We start from the raw sequence: 21,337 nt of genomic DNA, 5'->3' as shown, positions 1-21,337 counted from the left end.
CTAAAGTGCAAACCTAATTTTCATTCGAAAGTAACTTGATCCTACGCTGTTATAGTCCAGCTTTATAGGGTTATAGTTCACTAATGGCGTTAATATTTAAAACTAACCATAATATACTCAATTTTATGGCTAGTTTTAAAATCACATTATATTAAAGCCTTATTGTTCAGCTTTAATATTAAACGACACCCTGCTCAATCATTGCATCTGCAACGCGCCTAAAGCCTGCAATGTTAGCGCCTAATAAAAGGTTTCCAGGCTCACCAAATTCTATAGCGGTGTCGTTAGCGGTAACAAATATATTTTTCATAATTTGTTTTAGCTTTTCGTCAACTTCTTCAAAGGTCCAACTTTGCATACTCGCATTTTGCGCCATTTCTAATTGGCTTGTTGCAACGCCGCCAGCATTGGCGGCCTTACCTGGCCCATACGCAATTTTTGCAGCAATAAAGCAATCAATAGCCTCTTTTGTTGAAGGCATGTTTGCGCCTTCACTTACTAATAAACAACCGCCGGATAATAATGCGTTAGCGTCTGCCTGTGTTAATTCATTTTGTGTGGCGCACGGAAAAGCAGCGTCGGCATTAAAGCGCCAAACAGCGTGCCCATCTTTAGGGTAGTCATTTACAGAAATATAAATAGCATCGGGGTGAGTTTGTTTATATACACTCAAGCAATCACGCGATTGCTCTTTTAAACATTTAATAAGATTTAAATCTATACCCGACTCATGATACACAGTGCCACGAGAGTCGCTGCAACTTACTGGTGTTGCCCCCATTTGATAAAGCTTTTCCATGGCATAAATAGCCACATTACCTGCGCCCGAGACCAAGCAGCGCTTACCTTGTAGGCTATCGCCACGCGCTTGCAGCATATAGTCAGCAAAATAAACAGCGCCGTATCCCGTGGCTTCTTTTCGTACAAGCGATCCACCCCACAATAAGCTTTTACCTGTTAAAACACCTTCATAGCGCCCAGTCAAACGCTTATATTGACCAAACAAGTAACCTATTTCTCTTGCCCCTACTCCAATATCTCCAGCGGGTACGTCGGTTGTAGGGCCAATATGGCGATAGAGCTCGCTCATAAATGATTGGCAAAAACGCATTATTTCAGCATCTGAGCGCCCTTTTGGATCAAAGTTTGCCCCGCCTTTACCACCACCGATCGGTAAACCTGTTAAAGCATTTTTAAATATTTGCTCAAACCCTAAAAATTTAATTATGCTGGCATTCACACTTGGGTGAAAACGTAAGCCACCTTTATAGGGGCCAAGTGCAGAGTTAAACTCAATTCTGTAGCCTTTATTTACCTGAATATTGCCTTCGTCATCAACCCAGGGAACTCTAAACATAATTTGGCGTTCGGGCTCAACTAAGCGTTGTATAATGGCATTTTTTTTGTATTTTTCTGAGTTTTCTAAGATAGGTTCGAGTGATTCAAGTACTTCTTCAACAGCTTGATAAAACTCGCATTGTGCAGGACTACTATTTTTTAATTGTGCGATTGTGCTATGGATATAATTCATAATTATTCTTCCGTGTTAATAATAAAAGTATTTATCAGATGTTAAAGTAAACGTGATCAAGTTTATGATTCATGCTTTAAGGTCTTAATTTAATATAATTAACTATTACCTTAGCATGAAAAATTGAGATATTTAACGCGAGCTACGTGAATTATTTTTGATTGGAAGCTTAATTTTTATTTATTAAAGATGAATTTAAATTCACAGATTTAAAATTAAAACAGTGCCAAGTGAGTTTTTATATTTTCAAAAGGGAATTTTAGAAGTATTAGGTTAGGTGTGGGTTTGTTTAAAAATATAACAATTAATGGGTTTTATACTGCATTGCGCTCGCAAAAAACCCACTAACTAAAAACTAATTAGCTAAAACCAGTTACTCAGCAGACTCTTCTGGACGGTGCTGCTTTTGTACGCCAGTTAAAAACAAACGTAATATTTGATCGTTACAAACACGGTAATGTTTGTTATCTACTTTTCGAGAAAATGCGCTTAACTCATGTTTACTTAAATCAAAATCAACAAGTGCAAGTGTTTCTATAACATCTTCTGCTTTCATATTTAAAGCAATACGTAGCTTCATAAAGATAATATTGTTGTTTAGCTTTTTCTCTGGCTCTGGTTGCTCACCTTCGCGTTTGCCACGTTGGGTATTAATAAACCCATTTAAAAAGCTAGCAAACTCAGTATCACTTATTGGGGTAAAAGCCTCTTCACCTTCTTTAGTTAACCATGCAATTACTTGCTCTTTGGTGACCGTATGCTCTGCTGATGCAAAAACATTGACCATAGCAGTATCAGTTAAGTTAAAAGTGTAGCGAATGCGGCGTAAAATATCGTTATTAGTCAAAGTAAATCCCAAAGTGAGGTATAGCAACCAAGCAGTTATTGCTTAATTTTAAATAAGCACCTAGTTTAACAGGTTTACTAATACCACCCTATTAATTTTTATCTGAGCTTCTTATACCTAGTTACCAAGCACCTTGGCAGGATCTACGCGCGTTGCTTGCCATGCAGGATAAATAGTGGCAAGTATCGCAAGCACAAACGTAACAATCACTGTAATACCAATGTCTTCAAGTACTAATTTACTTGGTAAAAACTCTATAAAATAAACGCCCTCAAGTGGATTAGCTCCAAATAATTGGCTTATCCACGTAAAAAGTTCACTTATATTAAGCGCTAATACCACACCAATTAGTGTTCCTAGTGCCACGCCTACAAATGCTTGCATTAAGCCTTGCATTACAAAGGTGGCTAAAATAGTACTGTCTTTCGCGCCCATGGTTTTTAAAATTGCGATATTGCCTTGTTTTTCGCGTACTTCCATCACTAAAGAGGACACAATATTAAAACTGGCTACCGCTATAATTAAAAACACCACAATATAAACAATGGTACGTACCATTTGAATATCTTGATAAAGGCTGCCTTGGGTTCTAAACCAACTGGAAACATACACGTAGTCGTCAATAGTTTGGCCCACTTTTAGCGCTATTTGGTGCGCCGAAAACACATCATCAACACTTAACCGCAGCCCTGTTACTTGAGTTTCATCGTAACCCAATGTTTGCTGCGCTTTATTAAGATGTATAAACGCAGCTGTACTATCAATGGGGCCGCCCATTTCTATAACACCTGCAAGGTTAAGTGTTACGCGTTTAGGCGCTAATAATGATTGACCTTTTTGGCCTATTTGCGGAATAAGTAACGTAATGTTGTCGCCTACTTTTGCATCTAACTGTTTTACTATTTGCTTACCTAAAATTACATCGTCAAGGCCTAACTGACTCACTAATTTACCACTGGTAAACTGGTTTACCGCCGATACATTACTCTCGAGCGATGGCTCAACACCTCGAATTTCTATCGCTTTTAGCTGGCTTTTATATTGCGCCATCCCATTCACTGCAATAAATGGCGCAGCCCCTGTTACATGCGGTTGTGTTTGTAAATCCTCAACTTTTTGCGACCAATTCGCGATGGGTCTACTTGGTGCTACATATTCAACCTGCGGCACAACACTTAGCAATCTATGTACTAGTTGCTGCTCAAAACCATTAATTACCGACAGCGCCACAATTAAAACCGCGACACCTAATAAAATACCAATAGTCGACGCTTTAGCGATAAAACTAACAAAGCCGTTTTTTTCATCTTTGTGGCCTGAATAGGCTCTAAAACGTTTACTTAAAAATGCACTAAGCAACATGCTGCGACTCTTTAATAGCTAGTTTTCCATCGTCTAAATAAGCTATTTGGCCCAGCTTATCGGCAAGTTCTAAATCGTGTGTAACTACCACAAAACTCGTGTTTAAGCTTTGGTTAAGCTCATTAATTAAATCGTAAATTTTAATCGCATTTTGTTTATCTAAATTACCGGTTGGTTCATCAGCAAGCACAAGCGCAGGTTTAGTAACCAGTGCGCGGGCAATAGCCACGCGTTGGCGCTCTCCACCAGAAAGCGCAGACGGTTTATGCGAGCTGCGATGTGCAAGGCCTACTTTTTCGAGCATATCGAGCGCTTGAGCTTTGGCTTCTTTTGCACTCAAGCCTTTAATTAATAATGGCATAGCCACGTTTTCAACTGCGCTAAACTCCATTAATAAGTGATGAAATTGATAGATGAAGCCCAAATTTTGGTTTCTAAATGCGGCTTGCTCTGTTCGCGAAAGTTTTGCAACTTCTTGGTTTTTAATTTTAGCGCTACCTGAGCTTGCGGTATCTAATGTGCCAAGTATGTGTAAAAGCGTACTTTTACCAGAGCCAGAACTCCCCACAATAGCGAGCATTTCACCTTGCTGAAGCGCTAAATCAACACCTTTTAATACTTCAACTTGGTTGCTGCCATCTTGATAAACTTTACTTAAATTTTCACAACTAATTACTAAATCATTCATAACGTAATACCTCTGCTGGTTTTACTTTTGCGGCTTTACGCGCAGGATATATGGTAGCTAAAAAGCTCATAGCAATACTGGCAAACGCTATTATTACTAAACTCAAAATATCAAATTTTACCGGAAGCTCTATACCCGCCAATAAGTTTAAGCCCACTAATGCAAGTAGCTCATTTATATATAAACTAAATATTACACCTAAAAATGCGCCTATTGCGGTACCAATTACGCCGTTATATAGGCCTTGCACCATAAACACTTTTTGCACTTGCGAAGGTGTTAAACCTAACGTTTGTAGTATGGCCACTTCACCTTGTTTTTCGCTTACCATCATGGTTAATGCCGATACAATATTAAATACAGCCACCAATACAATGAGGGCAAGCAACATAGACATAATGCGCTTTTCCATAGCCACGGCTGCAAATAGAGTACCTTGGGTACTGCGCCAATCACTGTAATTGTGATCTTTTAAAATACGTTGGCTTGCTTCAATAAATTCATCTAGTTCGAAAGGTTCGTGCAATGAAACACTTAAATTTGGGGCGGTGTTTTTATCCAGCTTTAATACCCGTTGTAGTGAAGCGCCACTCGTAAACGCAAGTGCCATATCTATCTCTGATCCGGTTTCGTATATTGCGGCAACTTTAAATAAACGCTGGCTGGGTACTCGCCCAAGAGGTGTATATGTTGAAGCATTGGGCATAATAACGCGAAGCTTATCACCCACGCTAACGCCTAATTTACGACTCAAATAACGGCTTATAGCAATGTTGTAATTTTTGTTTAATACAGTTTTCCAATCGCCTTGCACTATTTTATCGGTAATTTTATACAAAGAACCACTATCGTTATAAAGGCCTTGTAGTAAAACGCCGTGCAAGTCTTTATTTGTTTGCAAAATAGCTTCGCCGTGGCGATATAAGCTTACATGATCAACATAAGGAGATTGTTCGAGGTCGGTTTTTAGGGTGTTCATTTGGGTGGCAGTGTGTTTACCTGCGCTAACTTCAACATGCGGAATAAGTCCAAGCATATTGGTTTTTAGGCTATTTTCAAACCCGTTCATTACGCTGCTTACCGTAAATAATGCCATTAAACCAATAGCGATACCGGCAATAGAAAAAAACGAAATAAACGATATAAACGCATTTCCTTTAGAGGAGCGACTATATCTAAGCCCTATAAATAAGCTAACCGGTTGAAACATATTATTTTTAACACTTATCGTAAAAGTATTGAGCAATAGTAGCACGAAAAAAGTGCCTTTGGGTATGGCGTAAAATGTAAGAAATAATTTAAAAATCTGATACTTGGCTATATTTACAGCAATACGTGTTTAACCATTAATTCGCGGTTAAGTTTTCAGCCCTTTAACTAAATAATCGAGCAATACCCGTACATTAGTAGCCACAAACTGCCTTGGTGGATATACGCCCCATACCCCTTCTTGCTGTGGTTGATAGGGTGTTAAAATAGGCACCAATTGCCCGGAGTTAATTTCGTTTTCAATGTAGTAGTCTGGGAGCTGTACAATACCGAGCCCCTTTTTTGCGCCATCCACCAGCGCCCAACCACTATTACACTGTAGCCGCCCCGCTATTTTAATGTGTTTATCGCGCCCATTTTCGTTTACGCGCCAGTAGCTACTATTCCCAATTAAACATTCATGGCTGTTTAGCTCGCCTAAAGTATGCGGCTCACCAAATCGCGTTAAATACTGTGGTGCCGCGCACATAATAAAACGCCGCGCACTTAACCTACGCGCTTTTAAGCTCGAATCTTTTAAATGCCCAAGCCTTATTGCTAAATCAAATCCTCCTTCTAATAAGTTTTCTTGCTCGTTACTTAGTGTGGCAACAACTTCGACCTCGGGATGATCCTTCATAAAATTATGCACTATAGGCATAATGAACGTTTCCCCATACATAACAGGGGCTGTGAGCTTAATTTTACCCTTTGGTGTAGTTTGGTGCGTGGCAAGACCTTGAGTTGCCTCATCCATAGCATGTTGTAAGTGCTTTATTTGATGTAAATACACTTCGCCTTCTTTAGTTAAAACCACTTTACGAGTAGTACGGGTTAAAAGCTGGGTATTTAAACGTTGCTCAAGCGCCGTAACATGGCGGCTAATATGCGCAACCGAAAGCCCAAGCGTTTTTGCAGCCGCAGTAAAGCTGCCCTCCTCCCCTACAGCTATAAACTCATCTATTCCATTCCAACGCGACATTATTACCATACTGTAAAAGTGTTTTAATAAAATTGAGATTATCATTATTTGAGAAACAAATACAATAACCCCATTACCCAAGCAAATTGGGTCTACAATTATTTTTTAATAGCCAGTTAAAGGAAATAAAACACATGTCTGAATTTATTAAATCAAAAGCTGCCATTGCTTGGGGTCCTAATCAACCACTTAGTGTTGAAGAAGTTGATGTGATGATGCCTAAAAAAGGCGAAGTAATGGTAAAAATTACCGCTACAGGTGTGTGTCATACCGATGCATTTACATTATCAGGCCAAGATCCTGAAGGCATATTTCCTGCTATTTTAGGTCACGAAGGCGCTGGTGTTGTCTATGCTGTTGGCGAAGGCGTAACGAGTGTTGAAGTTGGGGATCATGTTATTCCTTTATACACTGCAGAATGTGGCGTATGTAAAATGTGCACTTCAGGTAAAACTAACCTGTGTTCAGCCGTGCGCGAAACACAAGGTAAAGGCCTAATGCCAGACGGCACTACACGCTTTTTTAAAGACGGCCAACCAATTTATCACTACATGGGTACATCAACATTCTCTGAGTACACTGTATTGCCAGAAATTTCACTCGCTAAGGTAAACAAAGAAGCATCACTAGAAGAGATTTGCTTACTAGGCTGTGGTGTAACAACAGGCATGGGCGCAGTTACAAACACGGCTAAAGTAAAACCTGGCGACACTGTTGCTATATTCGGTTTAGGCGGTATTGGTTTGTCTGCGATTATTGGCGCAAAAATGGCTGGTGCGGGTCGTATTATTGGTGTTGATATAAACACCACTAAATTCGATTTAGCTACAAAACTAGGTGCAACTGATTTAATTAACCCAAAAGATTTCGACAAGCCAATTCAAGAAGTTATTGTTGAAATGACAGACGGCGGCGTTGATTACTCGTTTGAATGTATCGGTAATGTTGACGTAATGCGCTCAGCGCTTGAGTGTTGCCACAAAGGTTGGGGTGAGTCAGTAATTATTGGTGTGGCGGGTGCAGGCCAAGAAATATCAACCCGTCCGTTTCAACTGGTAACTGGGCGTGTATGGCGTGGTAGTGCATTTGGTGGTGTTAAAGGCCGTTCACAACTTCCTGAAATTGTTGAGCGTTACATGGCAGGTGAATTTGCTCTTAGCGACTTTATTACTCATACAATGGGCCTTGAAGATATTAATGAAGCGTTTGATTTAATGCACGAAGGTAAAAGTATTCGTACAGTAATTCATTACTAATAACTGCTAAGCACGTTTAAGAATAAGCCGTAATACTTTTAAGTTTGCGGCTTTTAAGGATTAAGTATGTTAGAAAATATCTCAAGTGTAAAAGTGTCTGGCGGTTGGCATAAGCAATATACTCACAGCTCGCAAAGTACACATTGCACTATGCGCTTTGCCGTATTTTTACCACCAGGCGCAAGTGAAGCAAATAAAGTACCGGTACTTTATTGGTTATCGGGTTTAACCTGTACCGACGAAAATTTTATGCAAAAAGCCGGTGCATTTAAAAAAGCAGCAGAGCTGGGTATTGCTATTGTAGCGCCTGACACTAGCCCGCGTGGCGAAAACGTACCCAATGAAGACAGTTACGACTTTGCACAAGGCGCAGGCTTTTACGTAAATGCCACGCAAGCTCCTTACAACACCCATTTTAATATGTACGATTATGTTGTTAGTGAATTACCAGCATTGATAGAACAACATTTTCCGGTAACAAGTACAAAAGCAATTAGCGGTCACTCTATGGGCGGGCACGGTGCATTAATGGTCGCACTTAAAAACCCGACTGCGTTTGTAAGTGCCTCGGCTTTTAGCCCTATTGTAAATCCGATTGAATGCCCTTGGGGTGTAAAAGCATTTACTGGTTATTTAGGAAATGATAAAGCGCTTTGGAAGCAATACGACAGCTGCGAGCTGATGAAAAACGCAGAGCAAGCTAATTACTTACCCATGTTAGTGAGTCAAGGTGATGCCGATGGTTTTTTACAAGAGCAACTTAAGCCTGAAAACCTAGTCGCTATTGCAGATAAAAAAGGCTACCCGCTTACACTTGAAATGCAAGCGGGCTACGATCATAGCTACTTTTTTATAAGCAGCTTTATTGACCAACACTTATTATTTCATCATCAGTTTTTAACTGCATAGGCTCATTAGTGTGTAGGGATGGCTTTTCTAACTCTACACACTCTTTCAATACTTTACTCACTTGCCTGCATACTTGTACCGTATTGTTATTGCCCTTACCTTTAATAAATTCAACTATAGCCATATCGGCTTCAACACCGAGTTTAGTAAAGCTAAAGCCCTCTTTATCTTTTACAACAGGCCCCGCATTTACTGGGCCAGGTTGAGAGCGCGCTGCCCCATCTAAAACTATACCCGCAGCAGCGCAACCAATTAATACATTTGAAAATAGAATAATCAATAAAGTACGCATTATTAACCCCACCAATATAATTACCTAAATTATATACAATTTTAAAAATAGCATTGTAAAAAAATGTAAGCCTTAGTGCTTAAATTCACGTATGAACTCTTTAATAAAACCAATTAATTGCAATATAAATATAATTAAAAAAGGAAGCGCTCCAATAATCGCAACACTTCTGTTTAACGGTTCATTATTTTGTACTAGCAAAACAAAAGCGCATAAACCTAATGCAAACGACCAAGCATACAAGCTCCATGTTTGAGCTTCACTTGCACCACTTAATTGGCGAATAACCAAAACAGCAGAGTCTGCTGATGTGGCTACAAAAATGAGTAGAAGCAATAAACTTGACCAAATTAATAGACCGCCTTGCCAGCCTAATTGCTCGAAAAATACAAACAGCCCTTGCGTATAATCGGCTTTAATAGCCTCTAAAATGCCTGCATTGTGAGTTTGATCCCACGCAATTGCAGAGCCCGAAAACACACTAAACCATATAATAGTCACAAAGGTTGGTACAAATACGACACCTAAAATGTATTGCCAAACCGGCCGTCCTTGGCTAATTTTTGCCAAAAACACACCAACAAACGGGCCCCAAGCTAACCACCAAAAATAGTAATTGTATGTCCAACCTGTTGCCCATGCGGGGTCATTAAGTACGCTTTCAAACTGCCATGTACCTGTGGTTATGAGCTGAATGTAATCCCATGTTCCTCCTACAGCTATGTCTATAATTGGCTTTATAGGCACAAAAATTAATAGCCATGCTATAAGTGCAAATGCTAAAAACACATTAAACTTACTAAGAGTTTGAATTCCTTTTTTAAGCCCCAACTTTGCAGAAATGGTATAAAGCAGCGCAATTAAAAAAATTATAATAAACCCCGAAAATAAAGCCGATTCAACCCCTAGCTCAAGCTCGAGCCCTTTACGCAGTAATAAAGTTGAATTAGCAATTGTGCCCACGACACCAAAAAATATTGCAAGTATGGCAATTAATTTAATGCTAAAGCTCAGCTGTAACTGCCAAGCCCGATTAATAACGCCTTTGGTTGCACTGATCACAGGAGCACTAATATCGCCCGCTTTACCACTATTGCGAGTAAGCCCACCTAATACCAAGCCAAATACTGCATAGAGTGCCCATGCATGCGCGCCCCAATTAACTAGTGTAAGTGCCAAACCACTTGTTTGATTGTTAGGATACAAGCTTTGCTTTAAAGGCGAATTAACCGTGTGTAGTGCAGGCTCTGCTACTCCCCAAAATATAAGTCCTGAGCCCATTCCTGCTGCAAACAACATAGAAAGCCAACCAAAGGTACTAAACTCAACAAGTGCTTGCGCTCCTCCTATTTTTCGTTGCCCTAATGGGCTTATAGCGATAGCTATCACGGAAAAAAGTAACAAGTTTACCAATATAAAAAATGGCGACCCTAAATAACCTAAAATTTTATTAATAGCGGGTTGTAAGTGCTCTGTGAGTAATTCAGGAAATAAAAAAGCAATAACAGATAACCCAACGCAAAATAGTAAGGCTGTTTTTTCAAGCTTAGTGGGTGTGCTTAATGTTTTATTTAAAGGCAAGAGATTCACATAGGTGTCTTTTAGTCTGGATAAAAGAATACGGGGCTTTAAAACTCAGATCAAATTAACTATTGCGTAAAATAGTAATAAAAACATGTAAAAGTTTCCTCAATAATTCTTGTTAAATACAGGAATTAACAATAACTCATTGATTAATAGTCATTTATGCCATGGCTTACTGTTTGCTTATTATTAACAAAGTTAACCAGCACAGGTTCAATAATGGAAATTGATTTACAGTGGAATGAAATCATCGATAACTTAATACACTTAGGTATTGCATACCTACTTGCACTACCCATGGCTTACGACAGAGAGCGTAGTAATGATGGCGCAGGCCTTCGTACCTTTCCTCTTGTTGCTGTTGCATCGTGTGGGTATGCATTAATTGCTATGTCGGTTTTAGATGGCGCAGAAGCTCAATCAAAAATGTTGCAAGGCATCATTACTGGTATTGGTTTTATTGGCGGTGGCGCAATTTTGAAAAATAACAAATCAACCTCCGGCACAGCAACCGCAGCCAGTATTTGGAATATGGGCTTAATTGGTATAGCTGTAGCCTACAGCCGTTACGAAATAGCCATTTTACTTGCCATTATTAATTTTATAACGCTTAGGTATGTAAAAAAGTTTAAGTAACAGTTTTTTTAATAAGTATTGCAGCAAAATTCCAATGCATTATTTGAATAGCCAAAACTTATTAATGCAATAACTCCCCATAATTTATATGTGGGGAGTTACAATTTTTATAAAAAGCTTTCACCGCTTTGCTTAAGTGTAATTGTTTGTGCTTGAGCGCTTTTTATTAATAATCCACAACGCAAATCATTTTTCGAAATAACAATTTTATCAATTGTATTAGTGTCATAGTCAACGACTTTGTTTTCGCATCTAAGTTGCACTTTGCTCAGTGGTAATTCTGATTCTAATTTAACTTCAGACTTCGACATCATAGGCATTACAGCTTGTTCTGAAGCTAAACTAAATTGTTGTTTAATATCTCCCGAGTTTTTATAAATATCGTTCACTTGAGTTAACAACTGTTCCTTGTTTTGCTCTGTAAAGGTTATGGATTCAATATTGCCTAGTGCATCTATTGCATCATAAGCACGTACATAATCTTGTTTTGATATAAACCACTGTAAAGCGTTTTTAATCACACGTTTTTGAATTTGATCTGGTAGATTATCTCTAAATAAAAACGCTTCGTAGATATGCTGATCAAAGCTCTTCCAGTCTTGGACAAAATAACTATGCTGGCTTTTAAGCCATGCAAGCAAAACAATCTCAACCGTATTTTTTGTATGTTCATTTTCTAATTCATCGATACGGCTTTTAGCTTCATCGTATTTCTTTTCGTCGATTAATTTACTAGCTTGCTCATAATCATTAAAAAAGCCGCGAGACGCTTTATCGTTTGAAAAATTAATATGTAAATTTTGCGAACTTACAGTAATGGTTTTTGCTACAGGGATAGTCTCACCATTTAATTTTGCACTTTTGTAGTTGAGCTTAGACACGTAATCCATTACTTCTCTTTGGTACTTTTTTTGCCCAACCGTAGCTACAATTTCTATATCACTAACCTGCCCGCTTTTATCAACCACGTAACTGCTCAAATTAATCCCCTCTAACCTCGAAGCGCGCGAAGAAGTATTAGTGAGCTGATCGTAGTTTTTATTAATCACTTCTGCAGGAATAAAGTCGTCTGCAAAAACAGAGAGTTGAGTAAAAGTACAAGTTAAAGAAAGCGCTAATATGAGTTTTTTCATCAGTTTTATCCATCCTAGATAGTGTTTATATAATAGAAACAAACGATCAACATAAAAGCAAGTGTAAATACAAAAAATCAGTTCATTTAATGAGCTTCACTTAGAAAAAACTTAATAGATAAATATATTTGAGGCATTAAAAAAGGCGCTTAAAAGCGCCTTGCTAACAAGTATGTGTGCTTAAAACATATCTTGATAGGAATTTGTTGTGCTAAACGTAATTGCTTTTTCAAAGCCAGGTAACTGAATACTTTGCTCGTCTATTACAATGTCGTTGTCGTCAATAAGTCCGTCGCCAAAGCGGTAAATAAGCTCATATTGGCCTAAATCAGCTTGAGCTTGATACGTTTGTTGCGCGGCTTTAATTGCCACGTTTTTCTGCGCGTAACTAGTCATAACTTCATCGCCATGGCGCTTAGCGAGCATTTGCATTGTAACTTTTGGTGAAAGTACGGTAGCTGTTGCATTGTTACCGCCAAAGCCTTTTGAATTTATAAAAGCAATATCCATATCGGCGCATTCGTAATGGCTATTACGAATATCAAGATGATCGGTGTAAACATCATCAGCCACTTTATCAATTGTGGTAATACCCGGCATAATATTATGGCTAAATACACCTAAAGCTATCGCTAATTGGTCGCCACTTGCAGGAGCTATAGTATGACCAACATAGGCTTTTGGCGCTGTCACTTTCCAATTATCAATAGCGAACGTTTGTGCCACTTTGTGATATATCAGCGACTCTGTTACGCGGTTTAACGGTGTACTTGAGCCATGCGCTAAAATAAAGCTACGTTCTTGCAAGGCTTCTTTACCTAAAAGGCTTGTTGCTAAAGCAGCCGATTTAGCCATGGTAATATAGTTACCAGGACCAGGTGACGTGATTGATTTTTTTATGCCATCTGCATTTACAAATACATCTGGTACGCAGCCCATTATGTCAGCGCCTAGTTCAAGGGCTAAGGCATCGTCCATTAAAATAGCAACTTGTGCGCCTTCACCTAATGTAAAGCCGCAGTTGTCACCAAATGGGCGGCTACTTTTGCGATAATCTGGTTCTTCATCACTTGATAAGTTATCTAAACGGCGCAAACCTTCAACATTTGCAAGTGCGCTCATGTTACCAAAGCCTTCAATCACCTCTGGTGTAATAGCACACTCAACACTTGCGACAACCGCAACGCGTGTACGCCCTGCCTGTATGTCGTTAACCGCTGCACGTAAGTTGTATAAAAACGTAGCACAGGCGCCCGAGGTCGAAAACGTAGTCCCTACATTGCCCGTAACATAGGCGTTAATAAAGTCGGTCGACATTGTATTTAAACCCAGTGCTAACTGCTTAGTACTAACACGGTCGCCTTGTTGGCGCGCCTTTACTAAACCGCCTAGGCCTTTGTCGTCCATTTGGCCAATTACCGACGCTGAATAGGTACCAATTTTATCTGGCTCTACGCTATTCATAATATGCTGCCAATCAAGCCCTGTTGATTTAATAGCATCGGTAGCTGCAAAAATAGTAGCTTGCAAACCACGAGGCTGATAGCGGCTGTTATACATAACAGACGGATCAAACCCAGTCGGAAATTGCCCTGCAGATTTAATCGGGTTATCACGTGTTGAGTCATGCTTAACATTTAAGTCGGCTGCAATAGTTACTTTTACTTTTTTGCCTTCAAGTTCTTCAACTTGCCAGCTAGCTGGAACAGGTGTAGGTAAGTCGCGAGCGCGCGTTTCAAACACAATTGCGTTATCGCTTGATGCGTTTAGCGTCATTTTTTGCTGCCACGGTGTGGCATCGGCATCAAAGTGTTCTTTTTCAATTTTACGAATAAGAGTACCAGCAATAATTTGCTCACCAAAGCGTGCTTCTATGTCGCTTTGCTCAACATTATTACCTTGTGTATCTTGTAATTGGCCGTTTACAACACTTACTAGATTCATCAGTGTGGCGAGGCCTAAAAATGTTTCACTGCGATCTTGAGCATTTAAACTATCTAACACGATACGGCGATAACCTTGATGAAAAGAAGTACGGCCAGCGGCGTTAATGCCACCCATGCCTACTATAACGGGTAATGCAGTCATAATTTACCTTTAAAAAGCGTGTTATTAGAAGAAGAGGCAGTTTAAATGGATTATGCACTGTACATTGTGCTTTAATAGCCAAATATTCAGCACAAAAGGCCAAAATGTACTGGTCGGAGCATTTATATGACTGATAAACACACTAATCCACCACTAAACATTGCTATAGCGGTATATCCGCATTTATTAGTGACTAGTTTAACGCTGCCTATAGAAATGCTAAGAGCCGGCGAGGCCTTTGCTAAAGGCCATCTTGATAAGCAAAATTTTAGACCGCTTGCTATAAATTTAGTGGCTAAAAGTGCAGAATCTATAGCTACTCGCGCAGGCCTTGCGATAATTCCTGATTGCATAACAACTAATGCGCCCTACAGCGATTTAATTATAGTGCCCGGAATTTGGCGAAACCCACGTCCTGTGGTACGTACAAATCAAGGCGTAGTTGATTGGCTAAGCGAGAGCTTTAGCGCAGGCAGCCATATAATTGGTGTAGGCACTGGCAACTGCTTAGTAGCTGAGGCTGGCTTACTTGATGGGCACCCTGCTACAACCCATTGGCACTACGCCAATCAATTTAGCCACGACTACCCGTTAGTGCGTTTAAAACCCGACTTTTTTATAACCCAGTCAGAACGCATGTACACCGTAGCAAGCCTTAATGCCCTTGCAGATGTGATCGTACATATTATTAGTCAGTACTATGGAAAAGCCGCCGCTCAACATGTAGAGCGAAACTTTTCGCACGAAATACGTAAACCCTACGAAGATCAACGCTACTTAGAAGGTGCAGTTGACCGTCACCCCGACGAGCTAATTGCGCAAATTCAGTTTTGGCTAAAAACAAATTTAGCCACCGAGCTAAACTTGCAAGAAGTCGCTGCCCAATTTAGCTTGAGCTACCGTACTTTTACCCGCCGTTTTAGAGCCGCCACTAATCAAAGCCCTATTGAGTATTGGCAACAATTACGCGTAGAAGGTGCGAAGGAGTTATTAGCATCATCAAATTTATCAATTCAAGAAGTGGCTTTAGAAGTGGGATATAACGACCAAGGGCATTTAACACGCGTGTTTAAAAAAGTATTAAGCCAAACACCCAGTGGTTATAGAAAAGTAGTTAGACGAAAGTTATTTGGATAACCAGCGACGGCACTCTAAATTGGCATTTTTTTATACATAAATTATACTCTTATCAATAATATAATTTACGCCATACCAAGGTAACTGCATGAGAGATAAACTTAGTAAGCACCTTTTTGATCCACAAAGCGATGCTTCTATTGAATCAAAGTTATTAAAGTTACTTTCACTTGTACGAAAACATTTGAGTATGGAAGTCGCGTTTATTTCAGAATTCACCAATACTGATCGCGTTTTTAAAGTGGTAGATAACCAAACTACAAATACCTGCGTATCAGAAGGTAATTCAGATCCAATTTGCGAAACTTACTGTAAAAAAATATCCGATAACGAGCTAGAACAAATAATCCCTAATACTCTTGAGCATCCAATAACCCGCAACATGCCAGTCACAGAAAAGCTAAATATTGGCTCTTATATTGGTGTACCCATTATTTTATCCACCGGAAAAATTTATGGAACTTTTTGCTGTTATAAAACCGTATTAGACAATACCTTGAACGACAGAGATTTGTCATTTCTTAGGCTGATTTCTGAAATAGCTACTGAGTTAATCGAAAAAAGGTTCAATCTGACATTTTAAATAATGAGTCAAAGTCGCTTATTGAAAATATTATAAAAACAAACGATATTACGATTTATTTTCAGCCCATATTTAATTTATCAACCAATCAACTTTCGGGTTATGAGTCTCTGTCACGCTTTTTTATTGAACCCTATAAAACACCTGACATTTGGTTTAAAGATGCTGAAAAACTGGGTTTAGGAGAAGCATTAGAAATACTTGCTATACAAAATACATTACGTTACTTAGATCAATTTGATGAAAAAGCTTATATCACTATAAATACTTCACCTCAGCATATTTTATCAGGCTCAATAGACAAAGTATTACAAAGCATCGATTGTAATAGAATAATTTTAGAAGTGACTGAACATTCACCTATTTTAGACTACCAAGCTATGAGAACCGCACTTCGACCATTAAGGAACCGGGGTGTAAAGCTAGCTATCGATGATGTAGGTGCTGGATTTTCATCTTTTCAGCATATTTTAGAATTAGAGGCAGATATCATTAAGTTAGACATAAGCCTCACTCAAAATATAAACACAGACCGTAGAAAGTTTTTATTAGCTAAGGCACTATGCGGATTTGTTAAAGCTATTAATTGCTCAATTGTAGCTGAGGGTATAGAAAATCAAGATGAATTAAACACACTCAGAAAACTAGGCGTTGATAACGTACAAGGCTATTTTATTGGGCGCCCAGCTCCTATTGAAGATGCCATCCAATATCAAACAATTACGCTCTAATTAAAAAACGCCACTTTTAGTGGCGTTCTGTGTCGTTAAATTCTTTTCGATAATAGCGCTTTTGATAGTTTTTTACTTTAGTGTGTACGCCTTTGCTTAAGCTTTTAAATTTAGCTTCGAGTACGTCTACACCGTATAAAATACCGACCACTAGCACCGAAAGTTTTATTGCAGCGCCAAGGTTTTCGGTCGCTATCATAACGCCTATTGATGCAAGCACCCAAATAGTCGCGGCTGATGTAACGCCAACTACCGCACCATCTTTTGCGAGCATAACGCCAGCCCCTAAAAAGCCGATACCTGTAATTATTTGCCCAACTACACGAGAGTGATCTATTACATCCCCTTGTAAATTAAATGCAGTGGATAAAAACAAATACGTACCCAAGGTTATTAGGGCTGATGTACGAATACCGACAGGTTTGCCGCGCAACTGGCGCTCTATACCAATAATGGCACCGCAAAAAGCCGCAGTACCAATAGCTGCCCACGAATATGGGGCTACATCAATTAAATCTAAAAAAGTCACTGTTAACCTTATATTTTATTAGCTATAGCCACCGCTGTTCTTAAACGTTGGCTACCAAACGCTGACATTTTACTAAAATCACTTCGTGCAATAGGTACATATTGGCAATCTATTGCGAGCTGTTTATCGTTACCGGGCTCACAAAATGGGTCGTGAACATACACGCAGTGCTCATCAAGGTGCGTAACACACACCCAGTGTGGCGATTTTTTACCATCAAAACTGTATGTACTAATTAATAACAGCACACTAAAGCCTTTACTTAACCACCGCTCAATATGCTCAAGCTCTACATCTTTATGTGTAAGCGGTATATTTGCTTGTGCAATACCATCTACAAATTGTTGATGCACGGTGGCAAGTACCACTTTTTTGTTTTCGTTACGTACGCCATCTAAAAACAAAGGCTCGGTGGTATTAACCATTACCTCGCTTTTAAAACCACGCTTATGAGCGGCAAGTGCCAAACCAAACGGATGGCAACCACCATGACCCGATGTCATAAAAATGGTGGTACCTTCACGCCAAAGTGCTAACTCATGTGATTGGCTAAGCTCAGTAGTTGGCTCAAGTGCCCCCATTGCCATTAATAGCGCAGCAGGTCCGCACGTAAACTCGGTAGTTTGCTGATACCACGGCGTTAAACGCGCCACTTTTAACTCACTCGTTTGTCGAATGTTTTTTTGCATTCGTAGTGCGTCACTGTGGTCGTCGTAATAATCGCTATATTGACCAAACACTCTGTAGCCTAAGCTTTTGTAAAGCCCAATCGCACCTTCGTTATTTACAGCCACTTCTAAACGAAGGTAAATACGAGCCCGCTCACACGTTTCTTTTTCTAGACTAGTAAGCAGTGCTTTTGCAATGCCTTTACCTTGCATTGTGGGTTTTACAGCAAGCGAATATAAACGCGCTAAGCGAGTCCCTTTATGGCACCATACTAGCCCATAGCCGCATATTTGCTCGCCACTTTCTGCAACGAGTAAAATACCGTGTTTTGCACTAAGCCAGCGCTTTAAACTGCGCGGGCTAAGTTTGTCGTTATTAAAGCAAGCGTTTTCAACGTCAATCAGTGCAGTTAAATCACTGCCAAGCGCCTTTCGAATAACAAGGTTGCTCATGTTATTACCCACGGCCTCGTGCTTCTAAGCGTTGTTTAAACTCATCCATAATGATCATGTATAGCTCGTCGCCTAAATAGCCGTCTTCTACTTTGTGATCAATACTTGGGTTGTCGTTTACTTCAAGCACGTATGCTTTGCCTTGATGCTCTTTAACATCTACGCCATATAAACCCCTACCCACTGTTTTACATGCTTTTAATGCTGCATCTAATACCGCTTTTGGTAACTCAAAGGTTGGCAAGGTTTCAAAGCCACCAGAGAAAAACCGTTTAGCGTCGTGGTTATAAATTTGCCAATGGTTACGCGCCATTAAATAGCGGCATGCATAAATTGCACGGCCATTTAACACACCCACTCGCCAATCGTATTCGGTATACATGTACTCTTGTGCAAGCACTAATGCGCTAAACTCAAACAGCTCTGTAAGCTTAGCTGCTAGCTCATCACGGTTTGAAACTTTAAACACACCTTTTGAGAACGACCCTTCAGGCATTTTTAAAACAAGCGGATACGTAAACGCTTCTTCTAATTGCTCAAGCGTTTCATTTGCTTGATCAGCCACTACAACCGTTTTTAAACTTGGCACTTTTTGGTAATTAAACGCATCGTGTAAATACACTTTATTACAACAACGTAAAATAGACTCAGCGTCGTCAATAACCACTAAACCCAGGCTTTGCGCTTTGCTTGCAAGGCGATACGTTGGATGGTCAATCGCTGTAGTTTGGCGAATAAATAACGCATCAAACTGGGCAATATTGTCAATTTCGTCAAAGCTTAATGCTTGTGCATAAATCCCGTGCTTAGCCGCTGCTTTAATAAAGCGTGCAATGGCGTCTTTATCACTCGGCGGCACTTTTTCGTTATGATCAACAAGTATTGCCATGTCCCATCTAAAACGACGTTGTACCGAACTAATACGCCACTGCGTTTTAGTAAAGTTATCTAGCTTGGCTACAAATTCGCAGTACTGTTGCTCGCTTAAAGACGACATCGATCCTTGTTGTAATAAGCCTTGCTCATCAACAAATAAAATAGGCGCTGGGTATTGTTTAAATACCGACTTTGCCGCTTTTGATTGTAAATCGTTTTGGGCATTACCAAAGTAAAGAGTGCCGTCTATTTGGCCCACATTTAACATAGGTGCTTGGCCACTACGAAGAGCATTAATGGTTTTTACACTGGGTAAAACTTGGTGCTTGCGCGCTTCAGCAAGTAATGAGCAATAGTAACCTTTGCTCAAGTATTGGCTTGAGTCGCACAGATTAATAATGCGTGTTTTTGGTTCGTTATGTTTTGGGTAATCACGTAAGTAGGTATTAAACGTAATTACATTTTCGAACGATTGAGCAAGCGTTTGCTCGTTGTTATCAACCACAATTAAGGTTTTAAACACGACTTTTCCTAGTTAAGTCAAAATATAAAAAGCATGCTTAGTAAAATACTAAGCATTATAAATAGAAACACCCATCGTACTAAGTGGGCATTGCGCGTATCACTTAATATGATGGGTGCTTTAACAGGTACCTACTGTACGAGTTAGCGCTTAAATTGCTTAAGCGACATGTGCTTTATATGCCCTTTTTTTAAAACGCACAAACGAGATATTTTTAGCGTGAAGATGAAAAATATTGATTAACTAATAATGCAGATTAAAATACGCAAAACAACACCTTATGAGAGTTAAAAATGTCGCTGCCTGCTTGCCCAAAGTGCCAATGTGAATATGTTTACGAAGACCAACAACTGCTTATTTGCCCTGAGTGCGCTCATGAGTGGAACCCAAATAACACAAACAATGAAGACGCAATTTTAGTTAAAGATGCCAACGGCACTGTGCTAAGTGATGACGACAAAGTGACAGTAGCCAAAGATTTAAAAATTAAAGGCAGCTCGCAAGTAATTAAAATTGGTACCAAAGCGGTAGTTAGAAGAGTGCTTGATAAAAAAGACCACGAACTAGATTGTAAAGTAGATGGTATTGGCGAAATGATGGTAACAGCAAAGTTTGTGAAAAAAGCTACCTAAAATTGGATATTTAAAATATAGGATGTTAGATGAAAAATCATAAAAATAAATTCATCCAAGCCTTATGCTCTGTCATTGAAGCCTATTATTAGTGCGTGTAATAGATTTTTTTAACTGCTATTAGTTGGTGTATATCTAATGGTCCACCTACATTTAATAAGGCAAATTATCGCTTAGGTGTGTTTAAGCATTTAACCTCTTCACCTTAATGAGGAGGTACTTCTTGAACTGATCAGTTTACATTTCAGTTAAAGTGCTTTTTAAGCTTTCATTACCCAGTAAAGAAATCAAATACGTTACCAAGTGTTGATGATGAACCTTTATAAAATTCAGTAAAACTACATCGACTGCATGTCACAGCGGTGTACTTTTTATTTTGAACATCAAAAATTCTTGACCAAAAGCCACCCGAAACTCTTATTTCACCGGTATCAAATTCGTTATTATTACACTTAGAGCAAGACCAATTGTTATGTCTCATATTTCAACCTCCATATTATTTATGTACGGTATATTAAACACTTAAGGAACGTGTGTAGCAATTTTTTTTAATAAACAAACCATAATTTAGTTCTTATATTGGTTAAATTGGAATTTTGATAGATATTTGGATGGCTTTTTAATAATTGCTTTTTATAATAATTAGTAT

Annotated in this window: 21 protein-coding genes; 7 read left to right on the top strand and 14 right to left on the bottom strand. The window is 39.2% G+C overall.

Going from position 1 to position 21,337, the window contains the following annotated elements:
- Nucleotides 1-178 precede the first annotated feature (178 nt).
- The 6 genes from gdhA to I6E85_RS05560 form a co-directional block, all read right to left on the bottom strand.
- Nucleotides 179-1,531: an NADP-specific glutamate dehydrogenase gene (gene gdhA, locus I6E85_RS05585; RefSeq protein WP_197236699.1), complete on the bottom strand. Its 1,353-nt coding sequence runs from the start codon at nucleotides 1,529-1,531 to the stop codon at nucleotides 179-181.
- 373 nt (nucleotides 1,532-1,904) lie between these two features.
- A complete protein-coding gene (locus I6E85_RS05580; protein WP_197118122.1) occupies nucleotides 1,905-2,378 on the bottom strand; it encodes a DUF1456 family protein in 474 nt (157 codons plus the stop codon).
- A 117-nt stretch (nucleotides 2,379-2,495) separates the two neighbouring features.
- Complete coding sequence (locus I6E85_RS05575) at nucleotides 2,496-3,740, bottom strand: lipoprotein-releasing ABC transporter permease subunit (protein WP_008134012.1); 1,245 nt, start codon at nucleotides 3,738-3,740, stop codon at nucleotides 2,496-2,498.
- Nucleotides 3,730-4,428, bottom strand: a complete 699-nt coding sequence (gene lolD / locus I6E85_RS05570) for a lipoprotein-releasing ABC transporter ATP-binding protein LolD (RefSeq protein ID WP_197236698.1) — start codon at nucleotides 4,426-4,428, stop codon at nucleotides 3,730-3,732. Before lolD ends, I6E85_RS05575 begins: the two co-directional genes overlap by 11 nt.
- Nucleotides 4,421-5,638 (bottom strand): lipoprotein-releasing ABC transporter permease subunit, encoded by a 1,218-nt coding sequence (locus I6E85_RS05565; protein WP_197236697.1) that lies wholly within the window; start codon nucleotides 5,636-5,638, stop codon nucleotides 4,421-4,423. Before I6E85_RS05565 ends, lolD begins: the two co-directional genes overlap by 8 nt.
- Nucleotides 5,639-5,785: 147 nt before the next feature.
- Nucleotides 5,786-6,658 carry a LysR family transcriptional regulator gene (locus tag I6E85_RS05560; RefSeq protein ID WP_169060182.1) on the bottom strand — a complete coding sequence of 291 codons (873 nt, stop codon included), beginning with the start codon at nucleotides 6,656-6,658 and terminating at the stop codon, nucleotides 5,786-5,788.
- A 134-nt stretch (nucleotides 6,659-6,792) separates the two neighbouring features.
- On the opposite strand from I6E85_RS05560, the gene I6E85_RS05555 reads away from it, so the two are divergent.
- Together I6E85_RS05555 and fghA are read left to right on the top strand one after the other, a co-directional pair.
- A complete protein-coding gene (locus I6E85_RS05555; RefSeq protein WP_007375333.1) occupies nucleotides 6,793-7,914 on the top strand; it encodes an S-(hydroxymethyl)glutathione dehydrogenase/class III alcohol dehydrogenase in 1,122 nt (373 codons plus the stop codon).
- A gap of 66 nt (nucleotides 7,915-7,980) precedes the next feature.
- Nucleotides 7,981-8,823, top strand: a complete 843-nt coding sequence (gene fghA / locus I6E85_RS05550; protein ID WP_024595630.1) for an S-formylglutathione hydrolase — start codon at nucleotides 7,981-7,983, stop codon at nucleotides 8,821-8,823.
- Here the strand turns inward: fghA and I6E85_RS05545 are convergent.
- Together I6E85_RS05545 and I6E85_RS05540 are read right to left on the bottom strand one after the other, a co-directional pair.
- On the bottom strand, nucleotides 8,777-9,115 hold the full coding sequence (locus tag I6E85_RS05545; RefSeq protein WP_024590124.1) for a hypothetical protein: 339 nt from the start codon (nucleotides 9,113-9,115) through the stop codon (nucleotides 8,777-8,779). The two genes, fghA and I6E85_RS05545, sit on opposite strands and share 47 nt — an antisense overlap.
- Nucleotides 9,116-9,187: 72 nt before the next feature.
- Complete coding sequence (locus I6E85_RS05540) at nucleotides 9,188-10,705, bottom strand: BCCT family transporter (protein ID WP_024590123.1); 1,518 nt, start codon at nucleotides 10,703-10,705, stop codon at nucleotides 9,188-9,190.
- Nucleotides 10,706-10,918: 213 nt separating this feature from the next.
- On the opposite strand from I6E85_RS05540, the gene I6E85_RS05535 reads away from it, so the two are divergent.
- Entirely contained in the window at nucleotides 10,919-11,335 is a 417-nt protein-coding gene (locus tag I6E85_RS05535) for an MgtC/SapB family protein (protein ID WP_024590122.1), read from the top strand.
- A gap of 107 nt (nucleotides 11,336-11,442) precedes the next feature.
- Here I6E85_RS05535 and I6E85_RS05530 read toward each other — a convergent pair whose 3' ends face one another.
- Together I6E85_RS05530 and I6E85_RS05525 are read right to left on the bottom strand one after the other, a co-directional pair.
- Nucleotides 11,443-12,468 carry an energy transducer TonB gene (locus I6E85_RS05530; protein WP_169043568.1) on the bottom strand — a complete coding sequence of 342 codons (1,026 nt, stop codon included), beginning with the start codon at nucleotides 12,466-12,468 and terminating at the stop codon, nucleotides 11,443-11,445.
- Nucleotides 12,469-12,648: 180 nt separating this feature from the next.
- Nucleotides 12,649-14,556, bottom strand: coding sequence for a beta-ketoacyl synthase (locus I6E85_RS05525; protein WP_197236696.1), 1,908 nt, complete (start codon nucleotides 14,554-14,556; stop codon nucleotides 12,649-12,651).
- A gap of 126 nt (nucleotides 14,557-14,682) precedes the next feature.
- On the opposite strand from I6E85_RS05525, the gene I6E85_RS05520 reads away from it, so the two are divergent.
- From I6E85_RS05520 to I6E85_RS20935, 3 genes are all read left to right on the top strand, one after another.
- Complete coding sequence (locus tag I6E85_RS05520) at nucleotides 14,683-15,693, top strand: GlxA family transcriptional regulator (protein WP_024590119.1); 1,011 nt, start codon at nucleotides 14,683-14,685, stop codon at nucleotides 15,691-15,693.
- Nucleotides 15,694-15,781: 88 nt separating this feature from the next.
- Nucleotides 15,782-16,276, top strand: a complete 495-nt coding sequence (locus tag I6E85_RS20940; protein WP_231388432.1) for a GAF domain-containing protein — start codon at nucleotides 15,782-15,784, stop codon at nucleotides 16,274-16,276.
- Nucleotides 16,270-17,007 (top strand): EAL domain-containing protein, encoded by a 738-nt coding sequence (locus I6E85_RS20935; protein ID WP_308807813.1) that lies wholly within the window; start codon nucleotides 16,270-16,272, stop codon nucleotides 17,005-17,007. The genes I6E85_RS20940 and I6E85_RS20935 overlap by 7 nt, the downstream gene beginning before the upstream one ends.
- A gap of 16 nt (nucleotides 17,008-17,023) precedes the next feature.
- On the opposite strand, the gene I6E85_RS05510 is transcribed toward I6E85_RS20935, so the two are convergent.
- The 3 genes from I6E85_RS05510 to I6E85_RS05500 are packed head-to-tail and all read right to left on the bottom strand — an operon-like array spanning nucleotide 17,024 to nucleotide 20,056.
- Nucleotides 17,024-17,536 carry an MgtC/SapB family protein gene (locus tag I6E85_RS05510; protein WP_007582656.1) on the bottom strand — a complete coding sequence of 171 codons (513 nt, stop codon included), beginning with the start codon at nucleotides 17,534-17,536 and terminating at the stop codon, nucleotides 17,024-17,026.
- Nucleotides 17,537-17,544: 8 nt separating this feature from the next.
- On the bottom strand, nucleotides 17,545-18,657 hold the full coding sequence (locus I6E85_RS05505) for a GNAT family N-acetyltransferase/peptidase C39 family protein (RefSeq protein WP_197236695.1): 1,113 nt from the start codon (nucleotides 18,655-18,657) through the stop codon (nucleotides 17,545-17,547).
- A 4-nt stretch (nucleotides 18,658-18,661) separates the two neighbouring features.
- Complete coding sequence (locus I6E85_RS05500) at nucleotides 18,662-20,056, bottom strand: RimK family protein (protein ID WP_024590117.1); 1,395 nt, start codon at nucleotides 20,054-20,056, stop codon at nucleotides 18,662-18,664.
- A gap of 293 nt (nucleotides 20,057-20,349) precedes the next feature.
- Between I6E85_RS05500 and I6E85_RS05495 the strand changes: the two genes are divergently transcribed.
- Nucleotides 20,350-20,688: a zinc ribbon domain-containing protein YjdM gene (locus I6E85_RS05495; RefSeq protein WP_024590116.1), complete on the top strand. Its 339-nt coding sequence runs from the start codon at nucleotides 20,350-20,352 to the stop codon at nucleotides 20,686-20,688.
- A gap of 271 nt (nucleotides 20,689-20,959) precedes the next feature.
- Here I6E85_RS05495 and I6E85_RS05490 read toward each other — a convergent pair whose 3' ends face one another.
- On the bottom strand, nucleotides 20,960-21,169 hold the full coding sequence (locus tag I6E85_RS05490) for a zinc ribbon domain-containing protein (protein ID WP_007582647.1): 210 nt from the start codon (nucleotides 21,167-21,169) through the stop codon (nucleotides 20,960-20,962).
- Nucleotides 21,170-21,337 lie beyond the last annotated feature (168 nt).

The sequence above is a fragment of the Pseudoalteromonas sp. NZS71 genome (assembly GCF_015864715.1).
Taxonomy (GTDB): Bacteria; Pseudomonadota; Gammaproteobacteria; order Enterobacterales; family Alteromonadaceae; genus Pseudoalteromonas; species Pseudoalteromonas arctica.
Note: the sequence above shows the minus strand (reverse complement) of the source record. Positions and strands in the feature narration are given on the sequence as shown.

What these genes read in the sequence shown, in the direction of transcription:
- gdhA (WP_197236699.1), bottom strand. Translation starts at nt 1,531, where the DNA reads ATGAATTATATCCATAGCACAATCGCACAATTAAAAAATAGTAGTCCT.
- I6E85_RS05575 (WP_008134012.1), bottom strand. Translation starts at nt 3,740, where the DNA reads ATGTTGCTTAGTGCATTTTTAAGTAAACGTTTTAGAGCCTATTCAGGC.
- lolD (WP_197236698.1), bottom strand. Translation starts at nt 4,428, where the DNA reads ATGAATGATTTAGTAATTAGTTGTGAAAATTTAAGTAAAGTTTATCAA.
- I6E85_RS05565 (WP_197236697.1), bottom strand. Translation starts at nt 5,638, where the DNA reads ATGTTTCAACCGGTTAGCTTATTTATAGGGCTTAGATATAGTCGCTCC.
- I6E85_RS05560 (WP_169060182.1), bottom strand. Translation starts at nt 6,658, where the DNA reads ATGTCGCGTTGGAATGGAATAGATGAGTTTATAGCTGTAGGGGAGGAG.
- I6E85_RS05555 (WP_007375333.1), top strand. Translation starts at nt 6,793, where the DNA reads ATGTCTGAATTTATTAAATCAAAAGCTGCCATTGCTTGGGGTCCTAAT.
- fghA (WP_024595630.1), top strand. Translation starts at nt 7,981, where the DNA reads ATGTTAGAAAATATCTCAAGTGTAAAAGTGTCTGGCGGTTGGCATAAG.
- I6E85_RS05545 (WP_024590124.1), bottom strand. Translation starts at nt 9,115, where the DNA reads ATGCGTACTTTATTGATTATTCTATTTTCAAATGTATTAATTGGTTGC.
- I6E85_RS05535 (WP_024590122.1), top strand. Translation starts at nt 10,919, where the DNA reads ATGGAAATTGATTTACAGTGGAATGAAATCATCGATAACTTAATACAC.
- I6E85_RS05530 (WP_169043568.1), bottom strand. Translation starts at nt 12,468, where the DNA reads ATGAAAAAACTCATATTAGCGCTTTCTTTAACTTGTACTTTTACTCAA.
- I6E85_RS05525 (WP_197236696.1), bottom strand. Translation starts at nt 14,556, where the DNA reads ATGACTGCATTACCCGTTATAGTAGGCATGGGTGGCATTAACGCCGCT.
- I6E85_RS05520 (WP_024590119.1), top strand. Translation starts at nt 14,683, where the DNA reads ATGACTGATAAACACACTAATCCACCACTAAACATTGCTATAGCGGTA.
- I6E85_RS20940 (WP_231388432.1), top strand. Translation starts at nt 15,782, where the DNA reads ATGAGAGATAAACTTAGTAAGCACCTTTTTGATCCACAAAGCGATGCT.
- I6E85_RS05505 (WP_197236695.1), bottom strand. Translation starts at nt 18,657, where the DNA reads ATGAGCAACCTTGTTATTCGAAAGGCGCTTGGCAGTGATTTAACTGCA.
- I6E85_RS05495 (WP_024590116.1), top strand. Translation starts at nt 20,350, where the DNA reads ATGTCGCTGCCTGCTTGCCCAAAGTGCCAATGTGAATATGTTTACGAA.
- I6E85_RS05490 (WP_007582647.1), bottom strand. Translation starts at nt 21,169, where the DNA reads ATGAGACATAACAATTGGTCTTGCTCTAAGTGTAATAATAACGAATTT.